Raw genomic sequence first — 23,665 nt, forward strand, 5'->3', positions numbered from 1 at the left:
TAAGAAGCCGGCGGGTGGACCGACCAAAATTTTACAAGCTAGCCGCTGAATTATGCACACCTTCTAAAGCAGTAGCTAAGGCAGTCCTAAATCTTACAAGTCTGGGTATGAATTGCGCACCAAAATGGCAGCACCCAGCCAGTTGCTTTGTCGTTAAGTAGACCAATCAGGGTACCCCTATCCCGGTTGCCGAATTACGTTGCCATGCATTCTCACCCCACCGCCCCCGAACCCGTCGTTAGCCCGCCTGCCGGGCCAGTAAACACGGAAACGGCCACCCTCGACATTGAGGGCATGACCTGCGCCTCGTGCTCCAACTTTGTGGAGCGCGCCCTCAGCCGCACGCCCGGCGTGCAGCGCGCCGTCGTAAACCTGGCCACCGAGAAGGCCACCATTGACTTTCTGCCTACTCAGATAGACCGCGCCGGCCTGAAGGCCGCCGTAGAGCAGGCTGGCTACGGGGTAGCCGAAACTGCCGCCAACGCCACTACTGCGCCTGCCAGCCCGCTTGCTACCGATGACGAGCTGGAAGCGCGCAAAGCTGCGGCGTACGCCAAGCTGCGCCGCCGCTTTGGGGTAGCCGTGGCCCTGGCCGTTGTGGTGATGGCCCTGAGCATGGTCATGTTCTGGCCCGCGCTCATGGCCCGCATCAATACGCCGCTGCTCAACTATGTGCAGCTAGCCCTGACGCTGCCGGTTATTTTCTACTGCGGGCGCGAGTTCTACGTCTCTGCCTGGAACGGGCTGCAGCACCGCACGGCCAGCATGGACACGCTCATTGCCGTGGGCACGGGAGCGGCATTTTTGTTCAGCCTGGTGGCAACGCTGCTGCCGGGCTGGCTGACCAACCAGGGCATCATGCCCCATGTCTATTATGACACGACGGCCACCATCATCGCCTTGATTCTACTAGGCAAGGTATTGGAGGCGCGGGCCAAGCAGCGCACCTCGGCGGCTATTAAAGCCCTGCTGGGCTTGCAAGCGCGCACAGCCCGCGTGGTGCGCGACGGCAAAGAGGTAGCTGTACCCATTGAGCAAGTGCAGTTCGGCGAGGTGGTAGTGGTCCGCCCCGGCGAGAAGGTGGCTACCGATGGCGTTATCACGGAAGGCCAATCGGCCGTGGACGAGGCCATGCTCACCGGCGAGAGCTTGCCCGTCAGTAAGAAAGCCGGCGACGCGGTATTTGGCGCCACGATTAACAAGACAGGTTCCTTCCGCTTTCGGGTAACGAAAGTAGGCGCTGATACGATGCTGGCGCAGATTGTGAAGCTGGTGAGCGAAGCGCAGGGCAGCCGCGCGCCTATCCAGCGGCTGGCCGACAAGGTCAGCGCCGTGTTCGTGCCCACAGTGGTGCTAATTGCCCTAGCCACGTTCGTGCTGTGGTTTGACTTTGCCCCCGAAGCCACGCGCCTGCCGTTGGCGCTGGTCAACTTTGTGGCCGTGCTCATCATTGCCTGCCCCTGCGCGCTGGGGCTGGCCACCCCCACGGCTATTATGGTCGGCACAGGCAAAGGGGCTGAGTATGGCGTGCTCATTCGCAACGCTGAGGCGCTGGAAAAAGCCTACCAGGTAGACACCGTACTGCTCGATAAAACTGGCACTATCACGAAGGGCGAGCCCGCCGTAACCGACGTGATAACCGTACCCGGTTACCAAGCCGGCGAGCTGCTACCGCTGGTAGCTGCCGTGGAGCGGCAGAGCGAGCACCCGCTAGCCGCCGCCGTGGTGCGCTACGCCGATGCTCCTGAAAACCGGTCTGGTAATTCGACTGTTGCGCCTCTCGCCACCGCTGACTTCCGAGCTATTGAGGGGCAGGGTGCGGCCGCTACCGTGGACGGTCGGGCCGTGCTCATCGGTAACCAACGCCTGCTGCGTGAAGCGGGGGTAACCCTAACTCCTGTGTTGGAGCAAGCGGCGGCTGGCCTGTTAGCGCAAGCCAAAACGGTGCTGTATGTCGCAATGGACGGTCAGCCCACCGCTGTACTAGGGGTAGCCGATACTCTGCGCGAGACTTCCGTTAGCGCTATTAAGGAGTTGCAGCGACAAGGGCTGGAAGTGGTGATGATGACCGGCGATAATCCTCAAACCGCCGCTGAGGTAGCCCATCAAGTAGGCATCACGCGCTTTTTCGCCGAAGTACTGCCCGCCGACAAAGCCGGCAAGGTGCAAGAGCTACAAGCTGAAGGACGGACGGTAGCCATGGTGGGCGACGGCATCAACGATGCGCCGGCCCTAGCCCGCGCTGATGTGGGCCTGGCGATGGCTACCGGCACCGACGTGGCCATGGAAGCCGCCCCTATTACGCTCATGCGCGCCGACCTGAATGGGGTCGTCACGGCCATTAGCCTCTCGCGCCAAACCATGCGCACGATTAAGCAGAACCTGTTTTTTGCGTTCATTTACAACACGCTCGGCATTCCTATCGCGGCCGGGTTGCTCTATCCCTTCACCGGTTGGACGCTCTCCCCCATGATTGCCGCCGGGGCCATGGCCCTCAGCTCGGTGTCGGTGCTCACCAACTCGCTGCGGCTACGCGGCTTCACGCCTAATTCGTAAGTGCTATGGATACTTCGCAAGTGCTCGTTACCCTCATCGGTCTAGGCCTGATGGGGTTCGTGGGCTGGTTTTTCTTTCTGGCGCCGCACCAGGTGGGGGCCGCCACCACGACAACGGCCGGCGTGCAGCAGGTCGATATTCGGGTGAAGGGCGGTTACTCGCCCGACGTAATAGAGGTCAAGCGCGGGCAGCCCGTGCAGCTCAACTTCTACCGCGACGAGGAAAGCAGCTGCTCGGAAGAGCTGCTCATACCCGACTTCAGCATCCGCCGCGAGTTGCCGGCTTTCCAGACCACGGCCGTAGAGTTTCTGCCGCAGCAAGCGGGCCGTTTTGAGTTCACCTGTGGCATGCACATGCTGCGCGGCAGCCTGGTGGTCGTATGAGCCCGACCGCCATGCTACCCCCGCCGGTGCCCGGTACGACGCGCCTCTATATCCGCAACATGGTGTGCCCGCAGTGCCTGCGCGTGGTGCGCCGCGAGTTGGAAGAGCTGGGCCTGCCCGTGACGCAAATAGCCCTGGGCGCGGCCGACGTAGCCGGCGAGGTGCCCGATACAACTGAGGTGCGCGAAGCGTTGCAAGCTGCGGGCTTCGACCTGGTGGAAGACCCGGCCCGGCAGCTCGTGGAGCAAATGAAGGCGCTGGTAGTGGAGCTGATTCACTACACGCCGGCCACGGAGGTGCGACACAACTTATCGCACTACCTGACCGAGCGCCTGGGCCGTGACTACGCCTACCTCTCGCACTTATTCTCCGCGCACGAAGGGCTGACGCTGGAAAAGTATGTCATCCGCCAGAAGGTGGAACGCGCGAAGGAGCTGCTGAGCTACCAGGAGGCTACCGTGGCCGAGGTAGCCCAGAAGCTGGGCTATAGCAGCGCAGCTTACCTCACCAACCAGTTCCGGCAGGTTACCGGCCTCTCGCCCACCGAGTTTCAGCGCCTGGGGCCGGGCAGCGCCGGCCGCCGCAGCCTGGATGACGTGAAGTAAGGCTGAAAATCTTGTAAGAACCCGACTGCTATTTGGCAAAACGGCCGGGCCGGTTAGCAGTATAAGTAGCGGGTGGCTTTGCTAACTAGTGAGCCGCCCCCTTATTAATGAAGACACTTATTCTTACGGCACTTGCCCTGCTAGCCGGTACGGCCGCGCTGGCGCAGCAGCCCATGCCGGGCATGTCGATGCCTACCGCTACCCCCACCAAAAAGCCCACGAGAAGGTCGGCTATGCCCGACATGACCATGCCCACTGACACGGCCAGAAAGAAGCCGGTGAGCAGTAAGCCCCCTCAACCAATGAGTGGTATGAGCGGCATGGAAATGGACAGCGCCGGCGGCATGGGCATGAAGGAAATGCGTAACTCATTTTCTAAAAACCTGCCCATGACCCGCCAGGGCTCGGGTACGAGCTGGCACCCCGACAACTCGCCGATGTACATGCAAATGTATCAGCCGGGCGGCTGGGACGTGATGCTAATGTATTCGGCGTTTCTGCGCTACACGAGCCAGAATTTCAATCATCGCGACCTGCGCGGCGACGCCGACTTTCGGGCCAACACCTACGTGATGGCGATGGCCAACCACCTGGTAGGACAGCACGGACTGTTTACCATTCACGCTATGCTCTCGGCCGACCCGCTCACGGTAGGCGGCAGTGGCTACCCGCTGCTGTTCCAGACCGGCGAGTCGTGGCAGGGCGTGAAGCTGCACGACCACCAGCATCCCCACGACTTGGTGAGCGCGCTGGGACTGGCCTACACCTACGAAGTGAGTCACGACGTGGACCTGACGGCCTACGTGGGCTACCCCGGCGAGCCGGCTATTGGGCCGCCCGTGTTTATGCACCGGCCCTCAGCGGCCAACCTGCCCTCGGCCCCGCTCGGGCACCACTGGCAGGATGCCACGCACATTCAGTTTGGGGTCGCCACCTTGGGCGTGCGCTACCGCAACGCCAAGCTGGAAGGCTCCCTCTTCACGGGCCGCGAGCCCAACGAGAACCGCTACAGCTTCGACCCCATTCGCTTCGACTCATACAGCGCCCGGCTCTCGGTGAACCCAGCCAGCAGCCTGGCCCTGCAAGCTTCTTATGCCCACATCAAAGGTCCAGAGGAGCTGGAGCCGGACCGCAACGTGGACCGCACCACGGCCTCGGTGCTGCACAATGCTACGCTAGGGGGCGAAACCATCCTGTCGTCAGCCTTCGTCTGGGGCATGAATCGCAACAGCGGCGGCACGGCGGGGGTAGACTACTCGCACTCGTTCCTGCTCGAAAGCAACTTGCAGGCGCGGCAGTTCAACGTGTTTACCCGCCTTGAAACCTTGCAGCTCAACTACGACGAGTTGCTGCTGCCCGCCACCACGGAGCAGGCGCTGAACGCTAACCGCCAGGTAGCGGCCTTCACGCTGGGGGCCTCCAAGTACCTGGTGAAGACTAGCGCTGCCTGGGTGGACCTGGGCGCTACGGGCACCCTCAATGCGTTTAATACCAGCGATGCTACCTTAGTCAATGCGTATGGTAAGACGCCGCTTTCGTTCGAGGTGTTCGTGCGAATTATCGCCCCGCGTATGTTGATGCACATGGGCGGCATGGGGAGGCAGCAGGGGGGAATGTCGAGACGCTAACCTACGCTACCAACTACCTAGTGAAGCCGGAAATTGACCCCTACCTGTTGAAGTCGAAACCGGGCGGCGCTTCCTTACGGCCGAACAGCCGCCAAACGTGGCCCTAATGGTAGGCGTTTCCTTTTTAGCCCTGTTGGGCAATTGGGCCACCCTTCGCCTGCTACGACAAGCCAACACGGACCAGGTGCACATCAAAGCCAGTCAAATATTTGCCTCCAACGGCATACTGGTGAACCTCGGCGTGCTGGTGGCGGCCGTGCTGGTGTACGTCGCCCGTTCCCCCCTCCCGGACTTAGTGATTGGCCTCGTAGTCTTTGCGCTGGTCGCTCGGGGAGCTTGGCAGATTTTTGCCCTATCCAAGTCTAGCGCATAGCCGCAGGAAAGGTCTCATAAGAAGCCCTGACAGGAAACGCAGCCTACGTACAACTGCTGAAAAAACGCAAAATCTGCTATGCACTCACTGCCCAAACAAAGAAGTAGTAATGCCAATGCCGCTCCCGGCTTACGGCTTTTTACTGGTCCACAACGTGCTTAACTGCTGTTCGGCCTTCTCGTAGAGGCGTTGCAAGACCTTGTGTTTGCGCTGCAAGGCTAGGTAACGCCGGTGGACGACCAGGACCAGCCCGACCGCTGCCAGTAGGAGCCCGCACAGCACTACTTCAAGCCACGTCATATAGTAGTCGATAAACCGGCCCGCTCTAAATAGTCGAAGGAGAACAGCCCAGTAAGGGCCATTCTCCTTCTATTGCTAGGAAATGGCAACCCACAGCCTGGCAGGTAATCAAAGATAACGCAAGCCGTCCAAAGGGCCGCAACTTTTCCCCGGACTACGCAGTACACCCCCGCATCTGCTCCCAAGCTGGAACTCGCCACCCAGTCGTTTGCCATGAGTTTGTGTATACTATTCGGTTTGCTTTTCTGCTGCCTTGCCTTTTTTCGGGAGGGCGTCTGGACAGCTTACACTCCGCAAGACGTGGCCCGCTGGCATGCCCAGGGCGACCCGGGACGGAATGAATCGATGGCTCTCCTCCCCTCCCTGGCAAAAACGTCGGTTTCCGCGTCGGGCGACTTGGTGAAATCGGTCAGTTTGACTCCCCATCCCCAGCAGACCGAAGCACCCGCGCTACAAGAAGTTGCCTAGGAAGACCGTATTAGGCGTGTTGGTGTAGGGCGTGCAGCATGGCCCGGACCTGCTGCTCGGTGTGCAAGGTGTCGCAGTGCAGCAAGCGGCCCTGGTCGTAGGAGACGAAAAACGGCGCGCTCTGCTGCTGAAGGGATTGCTTGGCTACGGGGTTCTGGTCGGCATTCAGGTGCAAAAACGCAATGCCCGCGTAGGCTTGGTTGGTGGCAAATAGCGCAAAAATGGGCCGCAGCTGCTCACAAGTTGCGCAGTTAGCGGCGGTGAATATGGCAATCGCTTTCGGGTGCTCGTGGACGAGCAGTCGCAGGCCTGCGTCGTCGGTCTCGATAATTCCCATGGAAGCAAGGGATGGTATGCGCCGGTGTACGGCAATGCGCGCTGCGCAGTCGGTTCAGCTAGTGCCAGACTTCTTGCGGCCGAATAATAAGCTATAAAGAAAGCAAGTTTTTTAGTCTAGCCTATTACCAATTCGAACGCGATTTTCAAACGGACCATCTTAGCTCACTGTCCGTTTTTACTCGACCACTTCATTCCGGCTCCTTATGCCCGGCGAATTGCCCCTGCGCACTCCCGCTGACTTCGGGGCCTACCGGCACTGGCAGCTGCCAGCAAGAATCAAGGTTTTACCCTCGGCGTGAACCTTTCAGTAGGGCGACATCTTACTACCCCTTGGACCAGGCCGAATCGCCAAGAGCCCAGGCTGCTTCTTACCTCCTGAACCCAACATACGTAGAACCGTTCCTGTATGAGACAACTCAAAATCAGCAAGCAGATTACCAATCGCGAAAGCCAGTCGCTGGACAAGTACCTGCAGGAGATTGGCAAAGTGAGCTTGGTATCCATCGACGAGGAAGTAGAGCTGACTCAACGCATCCGCGAAGGCGACCAGCTGGCCCTCGAAAAGCTGACCAAAGCCAACCTACGCTTTGTGGTCTCGGTGTCCAAGCAATACCAGAACCAGGGCCTGACGCTGGGCGACCTCATCAACGAGGGCAACCTGGGGTTGATTAAAGCGGCCAAGCGTTTTGATGAAACGAAGGGGTTCAAGTTTATTTCCTACGCCGTGTGGTGGATTCGCCAGAGCATCCTGCAAGCCCTGGCTGAGCAGAGCCGCATTGTGCGCCTGCCGCTGAACCGGGTGGGCTCGCTCAATAAAATCAGCCGCTCGTTTGCCGAGCTGGAGCAGCAGTTTGAACGCGAGCCCTCGCCCGATGAGATTGCCGAGCTGTTGGACTTATCTACCGCGGAAGTAGTAGACACGCTCAAAATCGCGGGCCGCCACGTCTCGATGGATGCGCCCTTCGTGCAGGGCGAGGAAAACCGCTTGCTCGACGTGCTGCAAGATGAGGAAGGAGAAACGCCGGATGCGGGCTTGCTGCATGATTCCTTGCGCAAGGAGGTGCAGCGCGCGCTCTCGACCCTGACTCGGCGCGAGGCGGACGTGGTGACGCTGCACTTCGGGCTCAATGGGCACGTAGCGCTGGCGTTGGAAGAGATTGGCGAGCAGTTCAACTTGACCCGCGAGCGGGTCCGGCAGATTAAGGAGAAGGCTATTCGCCGCCTCAAGCACACCTCGCGCTCGCAGTCGCTCAAATCGTACCTGGGCTAGGGCCGGTTTGCCTATCAACTGCCTCTGGGGTCAACCGAATGGCACGTAAACGTTAACAAGAACTATGTTAAAAGTCAAGCGGTAAGGGCGAGTTTCGAGCTAAAATCAGCTTGGTAGGGCACCCCCGATTTGACGATGGCAAAGGCTTGCTTGAGGAGCTTATTGCAGACAGCAATTAGGGCTAGTTTCTTATTCTTGCCTTTGGCCACGAGACGGTCAAAAAGCGCAGCGCAGGCCGTGTTCGTTTTCTTGGCCGAGAAGCTGCACATGAAGAGCTTGCCGCGAATCAAGCCACCGCCCATTTTCGTGATGCGTACTTTGCCGCGGATGCTCGTACCCGAGGTGTGTTCGCGGGGGGAGAGACCCGCGAGGGCAATGACTTGTCGGTAGTTATCGAAGTGGGTGAAGCCACCGGCAAAAAGCAGAAGCATGCCCGCTGTTTTGCGCCCAATGCCAGGAATTGAGCAGAGCAGCGTCATTTCCGTCGCAAAGCGCCGTTCGAGCAGTGCTAGGAGTTCGAGTTCGACGGCGGCAACCTGCTGGGTCAAGCTTTTGAGCAGCTGTTGCAGGCGTTTCAAGGCGAGCTTGCTAATGATAGGTTGGCGCTGCAAGGCTTCCAGCGAATTGCTAATCATCGTTTTTTGTTTGACTAGCTGCTCCGTTACCTGCTCAAGTTGGCGGCATTCCACTAGTATCTTCTCGTCCGGTTGCCAGCTTTTCAGCGCTTGTTGCTGGCCATAGCGCAGGAGCCACTGGGCATCTTTGCGGTCGCTTTTGCCTTTGCTCAAATGCATCTGAATGAAGCGTTTGATGACCAGCGGATTGAGCACTGCCACTTGGCCGCCTTGTTCGTGCAAGTAGTAGGCCAGGGCCAGGTTATAGGTGCCGGTGGCCTCCATTACAAATTGGCAGTGCGCACCGCACGTCTTGACCAGCTGCTGAAAGCCAGCTTTGGTATTGCTGACTTCCAGGTGTTTGACCTGCTCATCAACTTGGTAGCAGACCGCCAGCGTAGCTTTGCTCACATCCAGGCCGACCACGGGTAACGAAGAGGCAACAACCATTTACTGTAAGTATGAAAGGGTGGAGAAAAAGCACTAAAAAAGATTTCTAGGGAGTCTTTTGCTATCCTGATACAGGCTCTGCGGCCTCGTGGAACTGTCCAAAGTGACCCTAGAAAAGAGCGGGGATTGTCATGTTAAACGGGCTCCGACGCCCCATAAGACTAGAATCTTACTCCGCTCTTTTCCTTTTATTAGCCCCAAATTAGAGGCCGTGCCTGAACATAGGATAACTTATACTGAAATTGACTTGCTGCTGTACGCGGTACTGGTAGCCAGGGGTTAGGCCCTCAGCGGCCCCTCCCGGATAACCTCCAGTTTGGGCATAGAAAAGCCCCAAATCTTTCGATTCGGGGCTTTTCTATGCCTAGCTGACCTTCCTGAGACCGGCTATTTTAGGGCACTTTTCAAGTCAGTCGTTGCCACACCTTGCGCCTGCTTTGCTTCGGGCACGACGGCCGCCATGCCGAAGAACTCGTGGGTGGTGCCCGCGTAAAGCTTGTAGTTTACTTTGACCCCCGCGGCCTGTAGTTTATCGGCCAGGTCCTTGCCTTCGCTTTTTAGCGGGTCATAGTCGGCGCCAATGATGGTCGTGGGCGGCAATCCTTTTAGGTTGGCGGCCACCAGGTTAATGCGCGGGTCTTTGCCATCGGCGGGCGTGCGCAGGTAATTCTTGAAAAACCACTCCATGCCGCCCTTATTCAAGGGCATGGTTTGCGTATTAGCCAGATACGACGGGGTAGTAGTGGAAGAACCGGCAATGGGGTATACCAGCAGCTGATACTTAGGCAGCGGCACTTTTTTATCCCGGGCCATCAGGCTCACGGCACAGGCTAGCCCGCCCCCGGCGCTCTCCCCCGCTACGGCCACCTTGGCCGGGTCTGCTTTAAGACTCGCCGCATTTTTCAACGTCCACTGATAGGCGGCAAAGGCATCCTCATGGGCGGTGGGAAACTTGTGCTCGGGGCCTTTCCGGTACTCCACGGCCACCACCACGGCCCCGGTCTGCTCACAGAGTGCCTGGGCCGAAGCCTGGTAGGTATCGATAGTCGCAATGACCCAGCCGCCGCCGTGATAATACACGATTACCGGGTAAGGGGCTGCCCCGCCCTTCGGCGTATAGATGCGGGCTTTTACGCCGGGCATCAAGGTTTTGGTGAGCGTGTCACACTGCAGGGGCGGCGCGGTTATGTTGCTCACCTGCATCTGTTTCAGGGCCGCATCGGCCGCGCTGGGCTGCTGGCGCGCCTGCTTCGCCGTGAGTTGGGGCAGGGGCTTATTGTGGAAGCTCATGAATCGCTCAATGACGGCCTGCATCTCGGGCCGGATGGCCGGGCCCCAAATTGGTTTCGGGCCAGTAGGCTTCACCACGCCGGCGGCAGTTGCTTTCGGGGAAGCGCCGGTTCCGGTGCTGTCGGTGCGGGTAGCCGTGCCATCGGAGCCGGTCGCGGTGGGCTTGGAATCACAACTGCTAAGTAGTAGGCCACCGGCTAAGGCAGGAACCAGCAGCTGCTGGGCTAGGGAGCGGGAGAAAAGAAATGGCATGCGGTTGAATCGCTAAAGCGACAGAAAATGAGAGGCGTAGCAACTCAGTACGCGCAGCTGACCCAGCGGGTTTGTTTACCCTGAGTGCAACCAGGCCTCGGGGGTATCTTCAAGGCAAGCCATACGAACCCCCATGACGTTCCCAGGCGGGGTGAGCCGTTTCCCGTCCAGCGCCAGGCTCAGGCCGAGCCGGCCCCGAGCACCATCAGGTCAAAATCAGGAGCAGCTTCCGACATCAGTAGAAAATGTATTAGTGAAACAATGCTACCAGCCCACAAGCACTGAGCGATGTGGTAAGGGCGCCGGACCGCTACAGAAAAGAGCAAGAAGCTACTTAAAGTGAACTAATAGGTGGGAGCGACTGGCAACCATACATTGCGCAACAGCTGTTGTTTAGAATTTTCTAAACAAGCTTGGTGCCAGGCAAAAAGAAGCGCTACCTTTGCACTTAATTGGAATCCTTCCAAATAACATATGGTTCGTCTTCATCTTATAAGTTCGCTGCGTGTCAGCGGTTTTATCTTCCTGCTGCCTTTGCAAACGCTGGCCCAACAAGTAGCTGCACCCAGTAAGCTGCTGGAGGAAGTGCAGGTGGTGGGCCTGAAATCTAAAAATGGCCTGGGTACTTTAGGCGAAGTAAGTGGCGCAGTCCTCTACGCCGGCAAGAAGACGGAGGTGCTGGTCCTCGACTCCCTCGATGCCAACACGGCCCAGAACAACCCCCGCCAGATTCTGGGCCGCATTCCGGGCATGAACTTCTCCGAAACCGAAGGGTCCGGCTTTCCCGCGAATGGCGTGGGCCTGCGGGGCCTGAATCCGGTGCAGAGCGTGGAAATGAACGTGCGCCAGAATGGCTACAACATCACGGCCGACCTCTACGGCTACCCCGAAACCTACTACCTGCCCGCTATGGAAGCCGTGGAGCGCGTGGAGGTCACGCGCGGGGCGGCCTCGCTGCAATTCGGTCCGCAGTTCGGTGGGGTCATTAACTACGTCATGCGCCGTGGCCCGCAGGACAAGCCGCTGGAAGTCAACCTACGGCAAACCGTGGGGTCATTTGGCCTGACTAACTCCTTTGCCTCGGCGGGCGGACAGGTGGGCAAAGTCAACTATTACGCCTATGGGCAATACCGTAGCGTGAACGGCTGGCGACCCCACTCCGACCTGCGCCAGGGCACGGCCTTCGCCCGCGTGGAGTACCGGGCCAGTGATAAGCTGTTGCTGGCGGCCGACTACTCGCTGCTGCGCAACCGCCTGCACATGCCCGGCGGGCTGACCGATGCCCAGTTTGCGGCCGACTCGCGCCAGAGTACGCGCGCCCGCAACTGGCTCGAAAGCCCTTGGAACGTGGCTACGCTCACGGCCGAGTACCACCTCACGCCCCGCACGCTGCTGAGTCTGAAAACAGCGGGCAACCTGAGTAGCCGCTCGCTGGTGTGGCGCAACGAGGACGGCGGCGCGGCGGCCGTCGATTCCATCGACCGGGCTACCAGCCAGTACGTGGGCCGCGAGGTGCAGCGCGAGCACTTTCGCTCCCTCACCAACGAGCTGCGCCTGCGCCACGACTACCGCTTGCTGGGGCGTGACAATACCTTGGCGGCGGGCGTACGCTACTTCACCGGGACTATGCACCGGCAGGGCGGCGGGCCGGGCTCGACGGGGGCGGACTTCGACCTGAACCTGTACGGTGGCCCCTACGAATATGACTTACAATTCACGACCCAGAACGTGGCCCCGTTTGCCGAAACCGTGCTGCGCGTATCCGATAAGTTTGCGGTGACGCCCGGTTTTCGGCTGGAATACCTGCGCTCGACGGCTCACGGCTACCAGGAAGTTGACGGTACTACCCTAGTGGCCGGCGAAGCCCGTACCCGCACGTTTGCCCTGGCCGGTCTGGGGCTGCTCTACCGGCCTACGGCCAGCACCAGCCTGTATGCCAACTGGTCACAGGCCTACCGCCCCATCGACTACTCGGTCCTAACGCCGTTCGGAGTGACCTCTAAAATCGACCCGAACCTCCGGGACTCGAACGGCTATAACGCGGACCTGGGTTATCGCGGCACGGTGGGCGACTGGCTGAGCTTCGACGTGGGCGGCTTCTGGCTGCGCTACAACCAGCATATCGGGCTAATAACCCTGCCGGATGCGACGACCGGCGCACCCTACAGCCTGCGCACCAATGTGGCCGACAGCCGCCACCGCGGTTTGGAAAGCTACGTCGAGCTATTGCCCCTCAAACTGCTAGCCCTGTCCACCCGCCACCGCCTAAGCACCTTCAACTCGCTGGCCTATGTGAACGCCGAATACGTGAGCGGGGAGTTTGCCGGCAAGCAGGTCGAGTACGCTCCGCCCGTCATCGAGCGCGTGGGTGTAACCTACGGCCTCGGCCCGCTCAGCCTCACCGGACAGTTCAGCTACACGGCCCGCTCCTTTGGCGACGCGAATAATTCAGTAGCCCAGCCGGCCTTCACCCCCGAGCAGGCCAATGAATACGCCGTAGTGGGCGAGGTGCCCGCGTACCACGTGTGGGATATCGCCGCGAGCTATAACTGGCGGACTTTTGCCCTAAAAGCCGGGATTAACAACCTCACCGATAGTCGGTATTTTACCCGCCGCACGGATGAGTATCCCGGTCCCGGCATCCTGCCCGCAATCGGCCGGGCGTTTTACACCACCCTGGCTGCCAAATTCTAAGTACCCAGCTGTTGACCAGGCGCAGAAACGCCAAGAAGCGGTTTTTTTGGCAGCCGAGGAAAGTTACCGTAGCTACTATCGGTCGGAGCAGTCTACCAGAAGTGCTACTAGGCAAAGAACTGTAAATAGAGCAACAGGATGGCCGCCGCGCTCATGAGCACCAGGGTGATACCCCCGAGCAGATTGGAGGTGCGACCATTGGCGTAATCACCCATAACTGCTTTGTTATTGGCCAGGTGCAGCACCAGGGCAATCATGACCGGGGCCGTCAGGCCGTAGAGGATGGCCGTGTAAATCAGCGCCTGGATGGGGCTTACGCCGAGCGTGTCGAGTAAGACACCGGCCACCAGGGAAACGAAAATGGTGGTGTAAAACCCGGGGGCCTGTCCGAACTTGCGGTCCAGCCCGCCGCGCCAGTGAAACGTCTCGGCCATGGCGTAAGCCAGCGAGCCCGCCAGCACGGGGATAGCCAGCAGACCGGTCCCGAGTACGCCCACAGCGAACAGCAGATACGCCGATTCGCCCGCCAGAGGCTTCAGGGCGCTGGCCGCTTGCTCCACCGTATCAATCTGATGAATGCCGGCGGCATAGAGCACCACGCCCGTCGTGAGGATGATGAAAAACATGATGAGGTTCGAGCAGAACATGCCCACGTTCACGTCGGCCTGCATGGTGCGCAGCAGGCGTTTGTTGACCACCACGCGCCGGCCGTGGCCTTCCACGATGCTGCGGTGCTGCATGTCTTCGGCTTCCATGTTGGCCTGCCAGAAAAACAGGTAGGGTGAAATCGTCGTGCCGAGAATCGCCACCAGCATGCCCATAAAGTCTTTGGTGAAGTGCACTTCCGGAATAAGCGTGTGCCGGGCTACACTAGTCCAGTCCTGCTTCACGAGGAACGGGACGACCAGGTACACGAGCAGCACGGCGCAGAGCCACTTGAGCATAGCCGCCAGCTGCTGATAGGGGTAGTAGACAATGGCCAGCAGCAAGAGCCCGGTAAACAAGACGCTGAAGGCGAAGGTCGGGACTTGTGGTACCAGTAGGTGGGCCACGGCCCCCATGCCCTCCAGGTCGGCTCCAATGTTGAGCACGATGGCCGGAAAGGTGAGGGTAAGCAGCCCGTAGAGCACCCAGCGGGGGTAATGCTGGCGCAGCGTGCCGGCCAGGCCGCGCTGGGTGACTAGGCCAATGCGGGCGCACATCTCCTGCATGGCCGCCATGAGCGGAAACGTGAGCAGGGCGGTCCAAAGTGTGGCCAAGCCAAAGGCGGCACCGGCCTGCGAATACGTGGCGATGCCGGAGGGGTCATCGTCACTGGCCCCGGTGATGAGGCCGGGTCCCAGGTTTTGGAAGGTGCGGTGTTGCCAGAAGCGCCGGCCAGCGCGCCTGCGGGGAGTGGGGGAGGGTGAAGTCAACAGAGACTGGGGAAGCATAAGTAGAAAAGAATAGTTACTAAAAGCCCCGGCTTCCAGGGGTGGGAGTCGGGACTTTTGGTAAGCGGGAAGCGGGCGACTTATTTCGTGCCGTGCTCCTGGGCGTGGCTCTTGCGGGCGTTAATGCCGTGCTCTTGGGCATGGACTATATGGGCGGCCGCCGTATGGGCATGGTGGGTGAGTGGCCTTTTCATGGTTGCCCCCTTTCGTGGTGCTTGGCCGCTTCGGTATGGTGCTTGGCGGTTTCGGTGTGATGCTGCGCCGCGTGCTTGTGGCTCTCTGCTGCTTTCTTGGACATGGGTGGGAATAAGTAACGTGCACCAGGAGTAGTGCCGGTGGTCGGCTAGGACTCTCAGCGAGTACTGTTGAGATGGGAGCTAGTAAGAAAGCACGTAAACGTGCCAGTGTATGCTGCTAACCAAAATGGGACCAATAACAGCTGGTTAGGGTGACGGCGTAGAGCCGGCGCTGTGAGTCGCCCCCTTCGGATGCCTCCTCCCCTGCCCCAACCTACCTTGTAAATCGTGGCACTATCTTCGCTTTGTACAATTTGCGCCGCCTCCCGCACCCCGCGGGAAGCATCTTTCCCTCCTCCGTCAACCCCATGAAAATTCGTACTCCCTTTGCTTCTCTGCTCTTCACCAGCGCGCTCGCCTTTGCCGCCAGCGGCTGTAGCAAGAAATGCAGCGACGACAACCCGATGGCCCGCATCACCAACAATGGCACCCAACCGGCCGGGGTGCAGATCCAAACCTCCGGCGGAAACACGGTTAATATCAATAATGTGGCCGCCGGCACCTCGTCCGACTACGCCAGTTACGCGGCGGGCACCACCAAGTTTACCCTGCGGGTCAACAACATTGATTATGTCAAAACCATGGACGTGAGCAAATGCCATCAGTATACCATTGCCATTGACCGCACCAACGTCATCACGGTCACGGACACCGACCGCAACAACTAGCGCCCCCTGCCCCAGGGGCCGCGTCGTGCGCCGGAGTTCTGTCCACCGCAGCGGCGGCCTTGCTGTTACGTTCAACGCGTCCGCTTAGGCGTCTGCCCAAACCCTGCCGCTGAAAAGTAGGCTGCTCGCGGCTACCGCCACCCTGTTCTCCTGTGTGGCCGCTACCCTGCCGGCCTCGGCCAGCCGCACCAGGGGAGCGGGGGCAGCTATCTTCCCACCGACTAGCTGCCCGCCCGGCTCGGCGATAGTCCTGCCCAGGAGCTTTCAACAGCGAGTAGGGGCGGCGTGGTAATCGGGTGGGGTTCGCACCACAACGGTGGCTCCAGCCCCGGCGGAACACTTTCGGCCCCTGGGGAGGCTTCCTTCCTGCCTTTCGCAGACGGCGCTCACGTAGTCAACCCACGTCACCGCGGGCCCATGGGCATTTCGTTCCATATAGGCGAGCCCGGGCGGCGTCAGGGTCCCCACCTGCTTTGGCTCAAGTTCCCAAACCTGGTGCAACGGTACCGTTAGGAAATACGCGCCAGCCGCCGGGAAGCTATGCCCCTCGACAACGTCCCCGGGCCGCAGCTTGATGGTGGGCTGGCACCCGGGGGCAGTTGTCAGCACGACCCCCCTGCATACGTCATCTTCCACCTGCGTTACCACAAACAGGGCGCACTGCTGCGTGAGCTGGTCTTCGCAACTTTTGAGCGGGCGGGCCCAGTCCGGATATAGCGGCCGATGCCGAAAGGGGTAGATCCCTCCCCGTACGTACACGGGAGCATTCAGATTACTACACATGGCGCCGGGAATAATTTTCGCGCCCGTAAAGGTACGGCACCTGGGGAAGCAATTCGTACTAGGAGGGGTGTTGTCAAACAAATAGGGGAAAACCTCCGAGTCCGTAGCCAACTGGCGTGGTTACTCGTGATAAGGGGCAAAAGCGGCGTAAGAGCCTCGAAAACCCGATGGTCTTACACGCTCCTTAACGCCATTGAAAGAGGATAGCGAAAACGAACGTTAAGGCTATCGTATTGGTCACATGCCAGGTGAAATATTGTCAAACAGAGCGCTAAGGGGTCGCACAATAGTAGGAACGGAAAACAACGTTAGGGAAATTCGGCGAGCTGTTCCTGCCAGTTGGCGGGGTCGCGGAGTGGCCGGAGTTCGCCGGCGGCCACGTATTCAGGTAGGGTAAAGTCGTAGCGGCCCAGCATGTTGACGTGTTCGTGCAGCAGCGGCGAGAGGCGGGCCACATCGCTCAGTTCCGGGGCTCCTTCCTTAACCTGATGCTCTTCCAGGGCCTGTTGCAAATAGCGCGTGTTCCACAGAACCAGAGCATTGACGACCAGGCCGAGCGCCCCCAGTTGGTCTTCCATGCCCTCGCGGTAGCGTTGGCGCAGCTCGCCTTTCTTGCCGTGGAAGATGGCCCGGGCCACGGCGTGCCGGCCCTCGCCCCGGTTGAGTTGCACCAGGATGCGTCGGCGGTAAGCCTCGTCCTGCACGTAGGCCAGCAGGTATAGCGTTTTCTCGACTCGCCCCAGTTCGGCCACCGCCCGCCCCAGGCCCGAGAGCGCGCCCGCCCGCTGCAGGGTGCGCATGACGGCCGTGGCCTTGACCTTGCCCAGTTTAAGCGAGCCGGCCAGCCGCAGTAGGTCGTCCCAGTGGTCGTAAATCAGGCGGGCATTGACTACGTGGCGACCTAACTCGTTGAGGGGGCCGTAGTCATCCTCTTTTTCCAAGCGCCAGAAGCGCTGGTCCGCTAAGTCGGCCAGGCGGGGGCTGAAGCGGTAGCCCAGCAGCGAAAACAAGCCGAATACAACTTCACTGAAGCCGTGCGTGTCGGTCATGATTTCGCGCGGGTCCAGGCGGGTTTGCTGTTCCAAGAGCCCGGCCAGCACAAACAGCGAGTCGCGCAGGGTGCCGGGAATGACGATGCCGTGGAAGCCCGAGAACTGGTCGCTGATGAAATTGTAGTACGTAATGCCGCGCTCGGCCGCGTAGTATTTGCGGTTCCAGCCCGCGTGCAGCGTGCGCACGGGCACTACGAAGCGCATCCCGTCGGCCGAGGCTACCTCCCCACCGCCCCAAACCTGGGCCAGCGGCAGGCCGGCCTGCCCGTCGACGAGCCGGGCATTGGCGGCGGTGAGCGTTTCCACCCGCAGGTAGTTTTGCTGCACCCACGAGAGGCGCGCCAGCGTCAGGGCCGGCACCTCGGCCCGGGCGACGCTTTTCAGGCCGATGTTGCAGGCCTGGGCTAGTAGGACCGCGCAGAGACTGAGCGGCAGGTCAGCGGCGGGCTAGCCGTCCGAGAGGTGCGTAAAGGCCCCGGTAAAATCAGTAAACGCATCCACCTCCCGCAGCAGGGCCGCCAGCTCGACGGGGGGCAGGCGGACGCTCAGCAGCTGGCGTAGGCGCGTCAGGTCGGCCGATTCGGCTTGTGCGGCTAGCGGAGTGAGCACGATAGTGGCCTGCCCATCTTCTTGGAGTACCTGCAAGGCGGTGTTGTCGGCCAGGTTATCGCCCACCTGCTGATACGCGGTACGCAGCTGCTGGCGGAGGCGGTCCAGCTCCACGGCGGGGTCGGTCGAGCGGTCCAGCGCGCGGGCCACGGCCTCGCGGGAGGTCTCCCAGGCTTCGCCGCGTAGTAATTCGGCCCGCGGGTCGCCATAGCGTTCACCACCAGGCGCGAACACTTCCCGGCGGCGCAGGGCCTGGTGCAGCCGGTCGAGCACGCACAGCGTATAGGCCTGCGGATTTACTTCGCCTTTAACTGGAAACACCCGCCGCGCCCAGCTTTTGGGTACCACCGGGCGCGGGGCCGCGGCCCACTTGGGCCGGCCCCGGCCGCCGGCTTCCTGGGCTTTGAGAAAGCGCCAGGCCTCGAGCAGCGGCTTGGCTGAGGGCGTCCCCTCCAGCGAAATGCCGGCCAGCAGCGCGGGCAGAAAGCGCCGAACTGAGGCATAGCTGCCGCTGAGCACTTGCAAGGCGGGGTCGTCGTCGCGGGCCAGGTTTTGCACGACCTCGGCGGCGGCCCGCAACTGGGTTTCGCCTACCCTGTCAAGCACCTGCTGGCGCAGTGTGGCCGCAGGTACCGCCTCGTCCAGCAGGATGCACACGGCTTGGTGCAGCACCAGTGCCGCCTCGTCCAGGTCCTTGAGCGTGCGCAGTCGCTCGCGCCGACGACGGGTTTCCCCGCGCAGGGCCAGCGTGGTCAGCAGGTTGTCAAACAGGTCGAGCACGTCGTCGGTGGCCGTGCGCTCCAGGGTTTGCACGAACACGAGCAGGGTGGCGTGGCGGCGCTCCTCGCCCAGACGACTCAGCGGCTGGGCCCAGGCCAGCTGGGCGTGGCGGGCCAGCCGCGTCAACCGCGCTTCCGGTAAATCCTGCACGGGCACTGCGCTCACGCCCACCGCCCGAATCTGGTCCAGCCGCCGCAGGGCGGCCACCAGGGCCGGGCCCGACACGCGGGTGGGCGGGGTGCGCAACAGCTCCAACGGGGTCAGTCGCTCGCCAGGTGCGGCGACCAGCAACGCATCCAACAGGTCCCGCTGCACACCGCTGAGCCGCGCCTGCACCTGCCGATAAAGCGCCCGGCCGGTGCGCTCGCGCACCCGCGCAAGCAGGCGGGCCAGCAGCGAGACACCCGGCAATACCACGCGTTGGGCCACCAGATGCGCCGTGGCTAAATCGAAGAGTATACTCGGTCGCACAGTGCTCGTGCTCACCTGGGCGTAGAGCCAGCGGGTCAATCGAAAAGCCTGCCGGCCCTCGAAGACCCGGTAGTCCAGGTAGGCCACCAGCTGGGCCTGGTGGTCGTAAATCGTGTTGGGCCGGGTGTAGCGGAGGTGCCAGTCGTCGCTGGACACCTGCAACTGCTCTGCCAGGGTGCGTACCACCATGGCCGGCGCCTGCGTGGGCGCGGGCAGAAAGGTGCCCAGAAACCGCAGAGTGCAGAGCTGCACGGCGCAGCCGAGCCGGGTATGCGGCAGACGGTAGGTGGCCAGAAACGCGACATCCGCGGGACTCAGGTAAAAGAAGCGGGCGAGCTGCTCCGGGCTGGGGTCGGCGTGGTAGCGTCCGTAGCGGGCGGCTTGCTCGTCGCTGAGAAATTCGACCGGCATGAACGAGAGAAGGTTTTTTGGGATGTTCCTGCCTATATAATGAGGGCCCTTACTGGCCTCCTACCCGCCGCTTTTCCTCCTCCGCGCCATCCGCACGGCGGCTGGCAGCCAGTTGGTTGCTTCCCAAACGGTAGCTGAACGAAAGCGTCGCTACCCGCGAGTCCCGACTCTGGGTGAAATTATCCACGTAGTTATCATACGTCGAGGCAGCAATGTTCCGGTTGGTGTACAGCACATCAGTCACGTTAAACTTGAGGGTTCCCTGACCCTTTAGCAGGCTTTTTTGGGCCCCGATGGTCAAATCGCCGTTGGCACGGGACGTAATAAAGCCGTAGATTTCAGGCGACTGGTAGGTGGCACTCAGGTCAACGCTCCAGCCCTGGCCCAATGCCAGGGTGTGCGTACTGCTCAGGTTAATCGAGGGCTTAGCCCGGTTGAGGGTGGTACCAGCCAGGTCGCCCGTAAAACGACTGTAGTAGAAGACGGCGCTGTTGTATATCGACCACGCTTTACTAGGCGTGAGTGGCACCGTGAGCGTGAGGGCGGCGTAGTGCTGGGCCCCCAGATTGACGGGACGGGCCAATACAAAGCGGCTCGTGGCGGTGGCGGGCTGCACCACAATTAGGATGGGGTGTTGCGTGTTGCTGTAGCTGAGGCCAACGGTATATTTTTGCAGATAAGTGTGCGTCACTTCCGCGTTGTAGCTGGTTTGGGGAAGCAACGCTGAGTTGCCCGAGCGGTAGGTGGTCGCGTTGAGGTAGATGCGGAAGGGGTTAAGCTGGTCGTAGCCCGGACGGTCGAGGCGGCGGCTCAGGGCCACCGTCAGCTCGTGCCGGGGCGAAAACGTGTATTTGAGTGAGGCGCTGGGAAACAACTGAACATACTGGCGGTCAAAGCGCTGATTGCCCACTTCCTGCACCCCCTGGGCGCTTGTCTGCTCGGCCCGCAAGCCCGCCTGCCAGGTAGCCCGCGCCCCGGTTTGCTGCCAGTTCAGGTAAGCTGCCCGAATGTTCTCCGTGTAGCGAAACTGATTGGTTTGGGCCGTGTCCAAGGTCGTGAGACCATTGCTGGTCTGCTGAAATACGGCATCGTTAACGGACTGGACCTGGCTGATTTTCAATCCCCCGGACAGGCGCTGCTGGTGAGCCAGCGGTTGCACGTAGTCGAGCTGAGCAGTGAGCAGGCGGAGGTTGCCCGATTGGTCACTGCTCAGCAGGGTGGGAGCCACGCTGCCCGCATCGAGCAACGCCGCCAACCCTTGCTGCCGGCCGAGTCGGTACGTGGCATAGTTGGCGTCCGCGGTTAGGACCCGGCTATTACTCGAATCCGCGAAGGCGTGGCGTAAGTTCAAATTAGCAGTAAGATTGGGGGTGCTGGCGTTGCGGTAGGACGGGGAGGTCAAGGCGCGGCTGAGGCTGCCGCTGGCATCGAGCAGCGTCACAGCGTTGGTCCCCGCTCCATTGCTTTGGGCAAGTTGACCTGTGAGCGCGGCCCCCAGCGTGGTCCGGCGCGTGAAGGCGTAGTCTACCCCAGCCTTCCAGTTGTGGGCCTGGGTGCGGGTGGCGGTAAAATCCTCCTGGTCGCTACCACCGGTAGGCTGGCCTTGGTCGTAAAACACCCGATGGCTGGTCAGGCGTAGGTACGTGCTGCGGGCGGCGTAGGTGTAAGCCCCGTAGGCATTAATTTTTCCCCGTCGGTAATTGCCAGTGGCCCCAGTGGTAAACCGGCCGTACACCCCGCGCCCATAGCCCAGGTTCAAGCTGCTATTCGCCCCCTGGCGCTGGTCTTTTTTGAGATTGATGGCGATAACGCCGGCCGTACCCTGCGCGTCGTAGCTGGCCGGCGGGTTGGTAATCAGTTCGATGGTGGCCAGCTGCTCGGCCGGCAGCGTGCGCAGATAGTCGGCCAGTTCAGTACCCGTCATGGGTTGACGCTTGCCATCAATGATAACAAGCAGGCCCTGTCTGCCGCGCAGCGCCAGGTTGTCGCTGCCGTCCACGGTTACGCCCGGTGCCCGCGTAAGCACGTCGAGCGCCGTATTGCCCGCCGCCAGCGGGGAGTTTTCTACGTTCACGATGGTACGGTCGGCCTGATGCTCAAACAGTGGTTTTTGGCCCACTACTTTCACTTCTTGGAGTGCCGTAGCGGCACTGGTGCGCAGGCCCACCACGGGCAGAACCAGCCCCGTTGGGGGCAGCTCAAACGGGGCGCTCCAGTAACGCTCGTAGCCGACCTGTGCCACCGATACCAGGTAGCGACCCCCGGCGGGGGCACCCAACAAAAAGGTCCCTTTCGCGTCGCTAAACTCCGACTTGGTCACAGTAGAATCCGTGACCCGGTGCAGGGTGATGGTCGCAAACTCGACGGGTAGCCCGGCGGGGTCACGTACCGTGCCGGTGACGAGCGCCGTGCCCTGACCGAAGGCGGACAACGTGCCGCCCACCGCCCAGCTTAGCAGGAGGAAGCAGGCCATCCGTCGCCACTGGCGGCAGCGCCGGATAAGCGGAGGAGTAGCGGAGCAAGGGCTGAAAAGGGGGAGAGCAAGGCAACGGCGCACGGTGGGTTCTGGGCTGGTAAAACGATGCCGCAAAACTCCCGCTAGTTCTCTACCCCCATGCCCCAGTACATACAGTGGCCTGCCCCAATCTATGATTTGGGGCGGGTCAGTTCGCTGGGGGCCTGCCCCACCACCTTCTTAAATACCCGGTTAAACGTTGAGCGTGAGTTAAATCCGCTTTCCAACGCCACCCCTACCAGCGAGTAGTGCGCAAAGCGGGGGTCGGCGAGTAAGCGTTGCGCTTCCCGCACCCGGTAGGCATTCACGAAGTCGTTGAAGTTCTGCCCGCAGCCGGAATTGATGACCTTGGAAAGCAGGCCAGGCGTGATGCGCAGCCGCTTGGCCACTTCCGTCAGGGTCAGTTCGGGTTCCAGCCAAGGCTGCTGCTCGGCCATCAGCGTTAGCAGTTTGTCCCGCCAGGCCAGCAGTTCCGGGGTCAGTGCTACCGCTAGTAATTCGGCCTCGGGCGATGCTTGGCTGGCCGAGACGTCTGCCAGCGGGGCCGGGTTTGGTTCGGCGGCCGGCTCGGGAGAGGCGGGTAAGTCGGGCGCAGCGTCGAAGCGTAGCGGGGTGGTAGCCGCGGCGTAATTGGCTTGCAGCCCGACGGCAATCAGCCAGTAAACGAGCAGCCCGCGCAGGAAGAAGTAATTCCAGGAAGCCGCATCACTCAGGCCAACCTTCCAGTTCACCAGTGTAAAGAGTTGGCTCAGTACTAACGCCAGCACCTGCACCAATACCAGTTGCCGCAACCCGGCAAAGCGTAGGCGCTCGATATCCGAAAAGTTATCGTGGAGGTACCGGGTGTAGCGTCGGTAGTCGGCTAGCACCCGCCAGCAGTAAGCCGGCAGTAGCACGTACTGGGCATAGCCGAGGTAGTGGGCAACGGCTTCCGCCGCTACTAAGGCCGGCCCTTTGGTACCCGCCTGCACCGGGTGGAGCAGGCCCCGTATGCCCGGGAGCCACAGCAAGTCGTAGCCCAGCGCCCCGGCGAGCAGCCCGAATTGCAGCAGACCCGGCAGCAAATGCAGCCAGACCCGTGGCAATAGCCGGAATTCCTGGCTGGTCAGGCTCCGAAAATAGAGGTAGTAGGCGGGCCCCAGTAGCAGATTGAGTTGCCAGGGTATGTAAAACAGGACCGTCGTGTACCCGTCGTGGCTGTCGTACCAGCCGGCGTAGGCCAGCATCTGCTGCGCGATGCTCAGCGTCGGTACGGCCAACAGCACGGCCAGCAGCGCATCGGTCAGGGTACTGCGCCGCAGTGCGCGCAGCAACAACCAGCCCGTGGCAATGCTACCCGTTACCGCCGCCGGCAGCAACAACGAGCTATGAGCTCCAAAATTAAATAACATAGACACCTTATGTGACGGAATAAACTTACCTCCT

General features: G+C 61.0%; 15 protein-coding genes. 7 read left to right on the forward strand and 8 right to left on the reverse strand.

Annotated elements, in window-relative coordinates:
• Positions 1-204 precede the first annotated feature (204 nt).
• The 4 genes from J4D99_RS18645 to J4D99_RS18660 all read left to right on the forward strand — a co-directional run bounded on the left by J4D99_RS18645 (position 205) and on the right by J4D99_RS18660 (position 5,172).
• Positions 205-2,556 carry a heavy metal translocating P-type ATPase gene (locus J4D99_RS18645; RefSeq protein ID WP_208133254.1) on the forward strand — a complete coding sequence of 784 codons (2,352 nt, stop codon included), beginning with the start codon at positions 205-207 and terminating at the stop codon, positions 2,554-2,556.
• 5 nt (positions 2,557-2,561) lie between these two features.
• A complete protein-coding gene (locus J4D99_RS18650) occupies positions 2,562-2,939 on the forward strand; it encodes a cupredoxin domain-containing protein (RefSeq protein ID WP_208133255.1) in 378 nt (125 codons plus the stop codon).
• Positions 2,936-3,544: a helix-turn-helix domain-containing protein gene (locus tag J4D99_RS18655; RefSeq protein WP_236018737.1), complete on the forward strand. Its 609-nt coding sequence runs from the start codon at positions 2,936-2,938 to the stop codon at positions 3,542-3,544. The genes J4D99_RS18650 and J4D99_RS18655 overlap by 4 nt, the downstream gene beginning before the upstream one ends.
• A 107-nt stretch (positions 3,545-3,651) precedes the next feature.
• Positions 3,652-5,172, forward strand: a complete 1,521-nt coding sequence (locus tag J4D99_RS18660) for a hypothetical protein (protein WP_208133256.1) — start codon at positions 3,652-3,654, stop codon at positions 5,170-5,172.
• 1,151 nt (positions 5,173-6,323) lie between these two features.
• Here the strand turns inward: J4D99_RS18660 and J4D99_RS18670 are convergent.
• Entirely contained in the window at positions 6,324-6,650 is a 327-nt protein-coding gene (locus J4D99_RS18670; protein WP_208133257.1) for a thioredoxin family protein, read from the reverse strand.
• A gap of 408 nt (positions 6,651-7,058) precedes the next feature.
• Here J4D99_RS18670 and J4D99_RS18675 point away from each other — a divergent pair, with 408 nt between their 5' ends.
• Positions 7,059-7,922, forward strand: coding sequence for a sigma-70 family RNA polymerase sigma factor (locus tag J4D99_RS18675; RefSeq protein WP_208133258.1), 864 nt, complete (start codon positions 7,059-7,061; stop codon positions 7,920-7,922).
• A 74-nt stretch (positions 7,923-7,996) separates the two neighbouring features.
• Here J4D99_RS18675 and J4D99_RS18680 read toward each other — a convergent pair whose 3' ends face one another.
• Together J4D99_RS18680 and J4D99_RS18685 are read right to left on the reverse strand one after the other, a co-directional pair.
• Positions 7,997-8,986 (reverse strand): IS110 family RNA-guided transposase, encoded by a 990-nt coding sequence (locus J4D99_RS18680; RefSeq protein ID WP_208133259.1) that lies wholly within the window; start codon positions 8,984-8,986, stop codon positions 7,997-7,999.
• A 387-nt stretch (positions 8,987-9,373) separates the two neighbouring features.
• Complete coding sequence (locus J4D99_RS18685; RefSeq protein ID WP_208133260.1) at positions 9,374-10,528, reverse strand: alpha/beta hydrolase; 1,155 nt, start codon at positions 10,526-10,528, stop codon at positions 9,374-9,376.
• A gap of 474 nt (positions 10,529-11,002) precedes the next feature.
• Here J4D99_RS18685 and J4D99_RS18690 point away from each other — a divergent pair, with 474 nt between their 5' ends.
• Positions 11,003-13,222 carry a TonB-dependent receptor family protein gene (locus tag J4D99_RS18690; RefSeq protein ID WP_208133261.1) on the forward strand — a complete coding sequence of 740 codons (2,220 nt, stop codon included), beginning with the start codon at positions 11,003-11,005 and terminating at the stop codon, positions 13,220-13,222.
• Positions 13,223-13,329: 107 nt separating this feature from the next.
• Here J4D99_RS18690 and J4D99_RS18695 read toward each other — a convergent pair whose 3' ends face one another.
• Complete coding sequence (locus J4D99_RS18695; protein WP_208133262.1) at positions 13,330-14,655, reverse strand: NRAMP family divalent metal transporter; 1,326 nt, start codon at positions 14,653-14,655, stop codon at positions 13,330-13,332.
• Positions 14,656-15,259: 604 nt separating this feature from the next.
• Between J4D99_RS18695 and J4D99_RS18700 the strand changes: the two genes are divergently transcribed.
• Entirely contained in the window at positions 15,260-15,619 is a 360-nt protein-coding gene (locus tag J4D99_RS18700; protein ID WP_208133263.1) for a hypothetical protein, read from the forward strand.
• Positions 15,620-16,710: 1,091 nt separating this feature from the next.
• On the opposite strand, the gene J4D99_RS18705 is transcribed toward J4D99_RS18700, so the two are convergent.
• The 4 genes from J4D99_RS18705 to J4D99_RS18720 form a co-directional block, all read right to left on the reverse strand.
• On the reverse strand, positions 16,711-17,889 hold the full coding sequence (locus J4D99_RS18705) for a Tn3 family transposase (RefSeq protein ID WP_208133315.1): 1,179 nt from the start codon (positions 17,887-17,889) through the stop codon (positions 16,711-16,713).
• Positions 17,890-17,901: 12 nt separating this feature from the next.
• Complete coding sequence (locus tag J4D99_RS18710) at positions 17,902-19,725, reverse strand: DUF4158 domain-containing protein (RefSeq protein ID WP_208133264.1); 1,824 nt, start codon at positions 19,723-19,725, stop codon at positions 17,902-17,904.
• 49 nt (positions 19,726-19,774) lie between these two features.
• Positions 19,775-22,198 carry a TonB-dependent receptor domain-containing protein gene (locus J4D99_RS18715; RefSeq protein WP_208133265.1) on the reverse strand — a complete coding sequence of 808 codons (2,424 nt, stop codon included), beginning with the start codon at positions 22,196-22,198 and terminating at the stop codon, positions 19,775-19,777.
• A 173-nt stretch (positions 22,199-22,371) separates the two neighbouring features.
• Entirely contained in the window at positions 22,372-23,631 is a 1,260-nt protein-coding gene (locus J4D99_RS18720) for a helix-turn-helix transcriptional regulator (RefSeq protein ID WP_208133266.1), read from the reverse strand.
• Positions 23,632-23,665: the final 34 nt, after the last annotated feature.

This window comes from Hymenobacter sp. BT559 (assembly GCF_017571525.1).
GTDB classification, from domain to species: Bacteria; Bacteroidota; Bacteroidia; order Cytophagales; family Hymenobacteraceae; genus Hymenobacter; species Hymenobacter ginsengisoli.

What these genes read in the sequence shown, in the direction of transcription:
- J4D99_RS18645 (WP_208133254.1), top strand. Translation starts at nt 205, where the DNA reads ATGCATTCTCACCCCACCGCCCCCGAACCCGTCGTTAGCCCGCCTGCC.
- J4D99_RS18650 (WP_208133255.1), top strand. Translation starts at nt 2,562, where the DNA reads ATGGATACTTCGCAAGTGCTCGTTACCCTCATCGGTCTAGGCCTGATG.
- J4D99_RS18655 (WP_236018737.1), top strand. Translation starts at nt 2,936, where the DNA reads ATGAGCCCGACCGCCATGCTACCCCCGCCGGTGCCCGGTACGACGCGC.
- J4D99_RS18660 (WP_208133256.1), top strand. Translation starts at nt 3,652, where the DNA reads ATGAAGACACTTATTCTTACGGCACTTGCCCTGCTAGCCGGTACGGCC.
- J4D99_RS18670 (WP_208133257.1), bottom strand. Translation starts at nt 6,650, where the DNA reads ATGGGAATTATCGAGACCGACGACGCAGGCCTGCGACTGCTCGTCCAC.
- J4D99_RS18675 (WP_208133258.1), top strand. Translation starts at nt 7,059, where the DNA reads ATGAGACAACTCAAAATCAGCAAGCAGATTACCAATCGCGAAAGCCAG.
- J4D99_RS18680 (WP_208133259.1), bottom strand. Translation starts at nt 8,986, where the DNA reads ATGGTTGTTGCCTCTTCGTTACCCGTGGTCGGCCTGGATGTGAGCAAA.
- J4D99_RS18685 (WP_208133260.1), bottom strand. Translation starts at nt 10,528, where the DNA reads ATGCCATTTCTTTTCTCCCGCTCCCTAGCCCAGCAGCTGCTGGTTCCT.
- J4D99_RS18690 (WP_208133261.1), top strand. Translation starts at nt 11,003, where the DNA reads ATGGTTCGTCTTCATCTTATAAGTTCGCTGCGTGTCAGCGGTTTTATC.
- J4D99_RS18695 (WP_208133262.1), bottom strand. Translation starts at nt 14,655, where the DNA reads ATGCTTCCCCAGTCTCTGTTGACTTCACCCTCCCCCACTCCCCGCAGG.
- J4D99_RS18700 (WP_208133263.1), top strand. Translation starts at nt 15,260, where the DNA reads ATGAAAATTCGTACTCCCTTTGCTTCTCTGCTCTTCACCAGCGCGCTC.
- J4D99_RS18710 (WP_208133264.1), bottom strand. Translation starts at nt 19,725, where the DNA reads ATGCCGGTCGAATTTCTCAGCGACGAGCAAGCCGCCCGCTACGGACGC.
- J4D99_RS18715 (WP_208133265.1), bottom strand. Translation starts at nt 22,198, where the DNA reads ATGGCCTGCTTCCTCCTGCTAAGCTGGGCGGTGGGCGGCACGTTGTCC.
- J4D99_RS18720 (WP_208133266.1), bottom strand. Translation starts at nt 23,631, where the DNA reads ATGTTATTTAATTTTGGAGCTCATAGCTCGTTGTTGCTGCCGGCGGCG.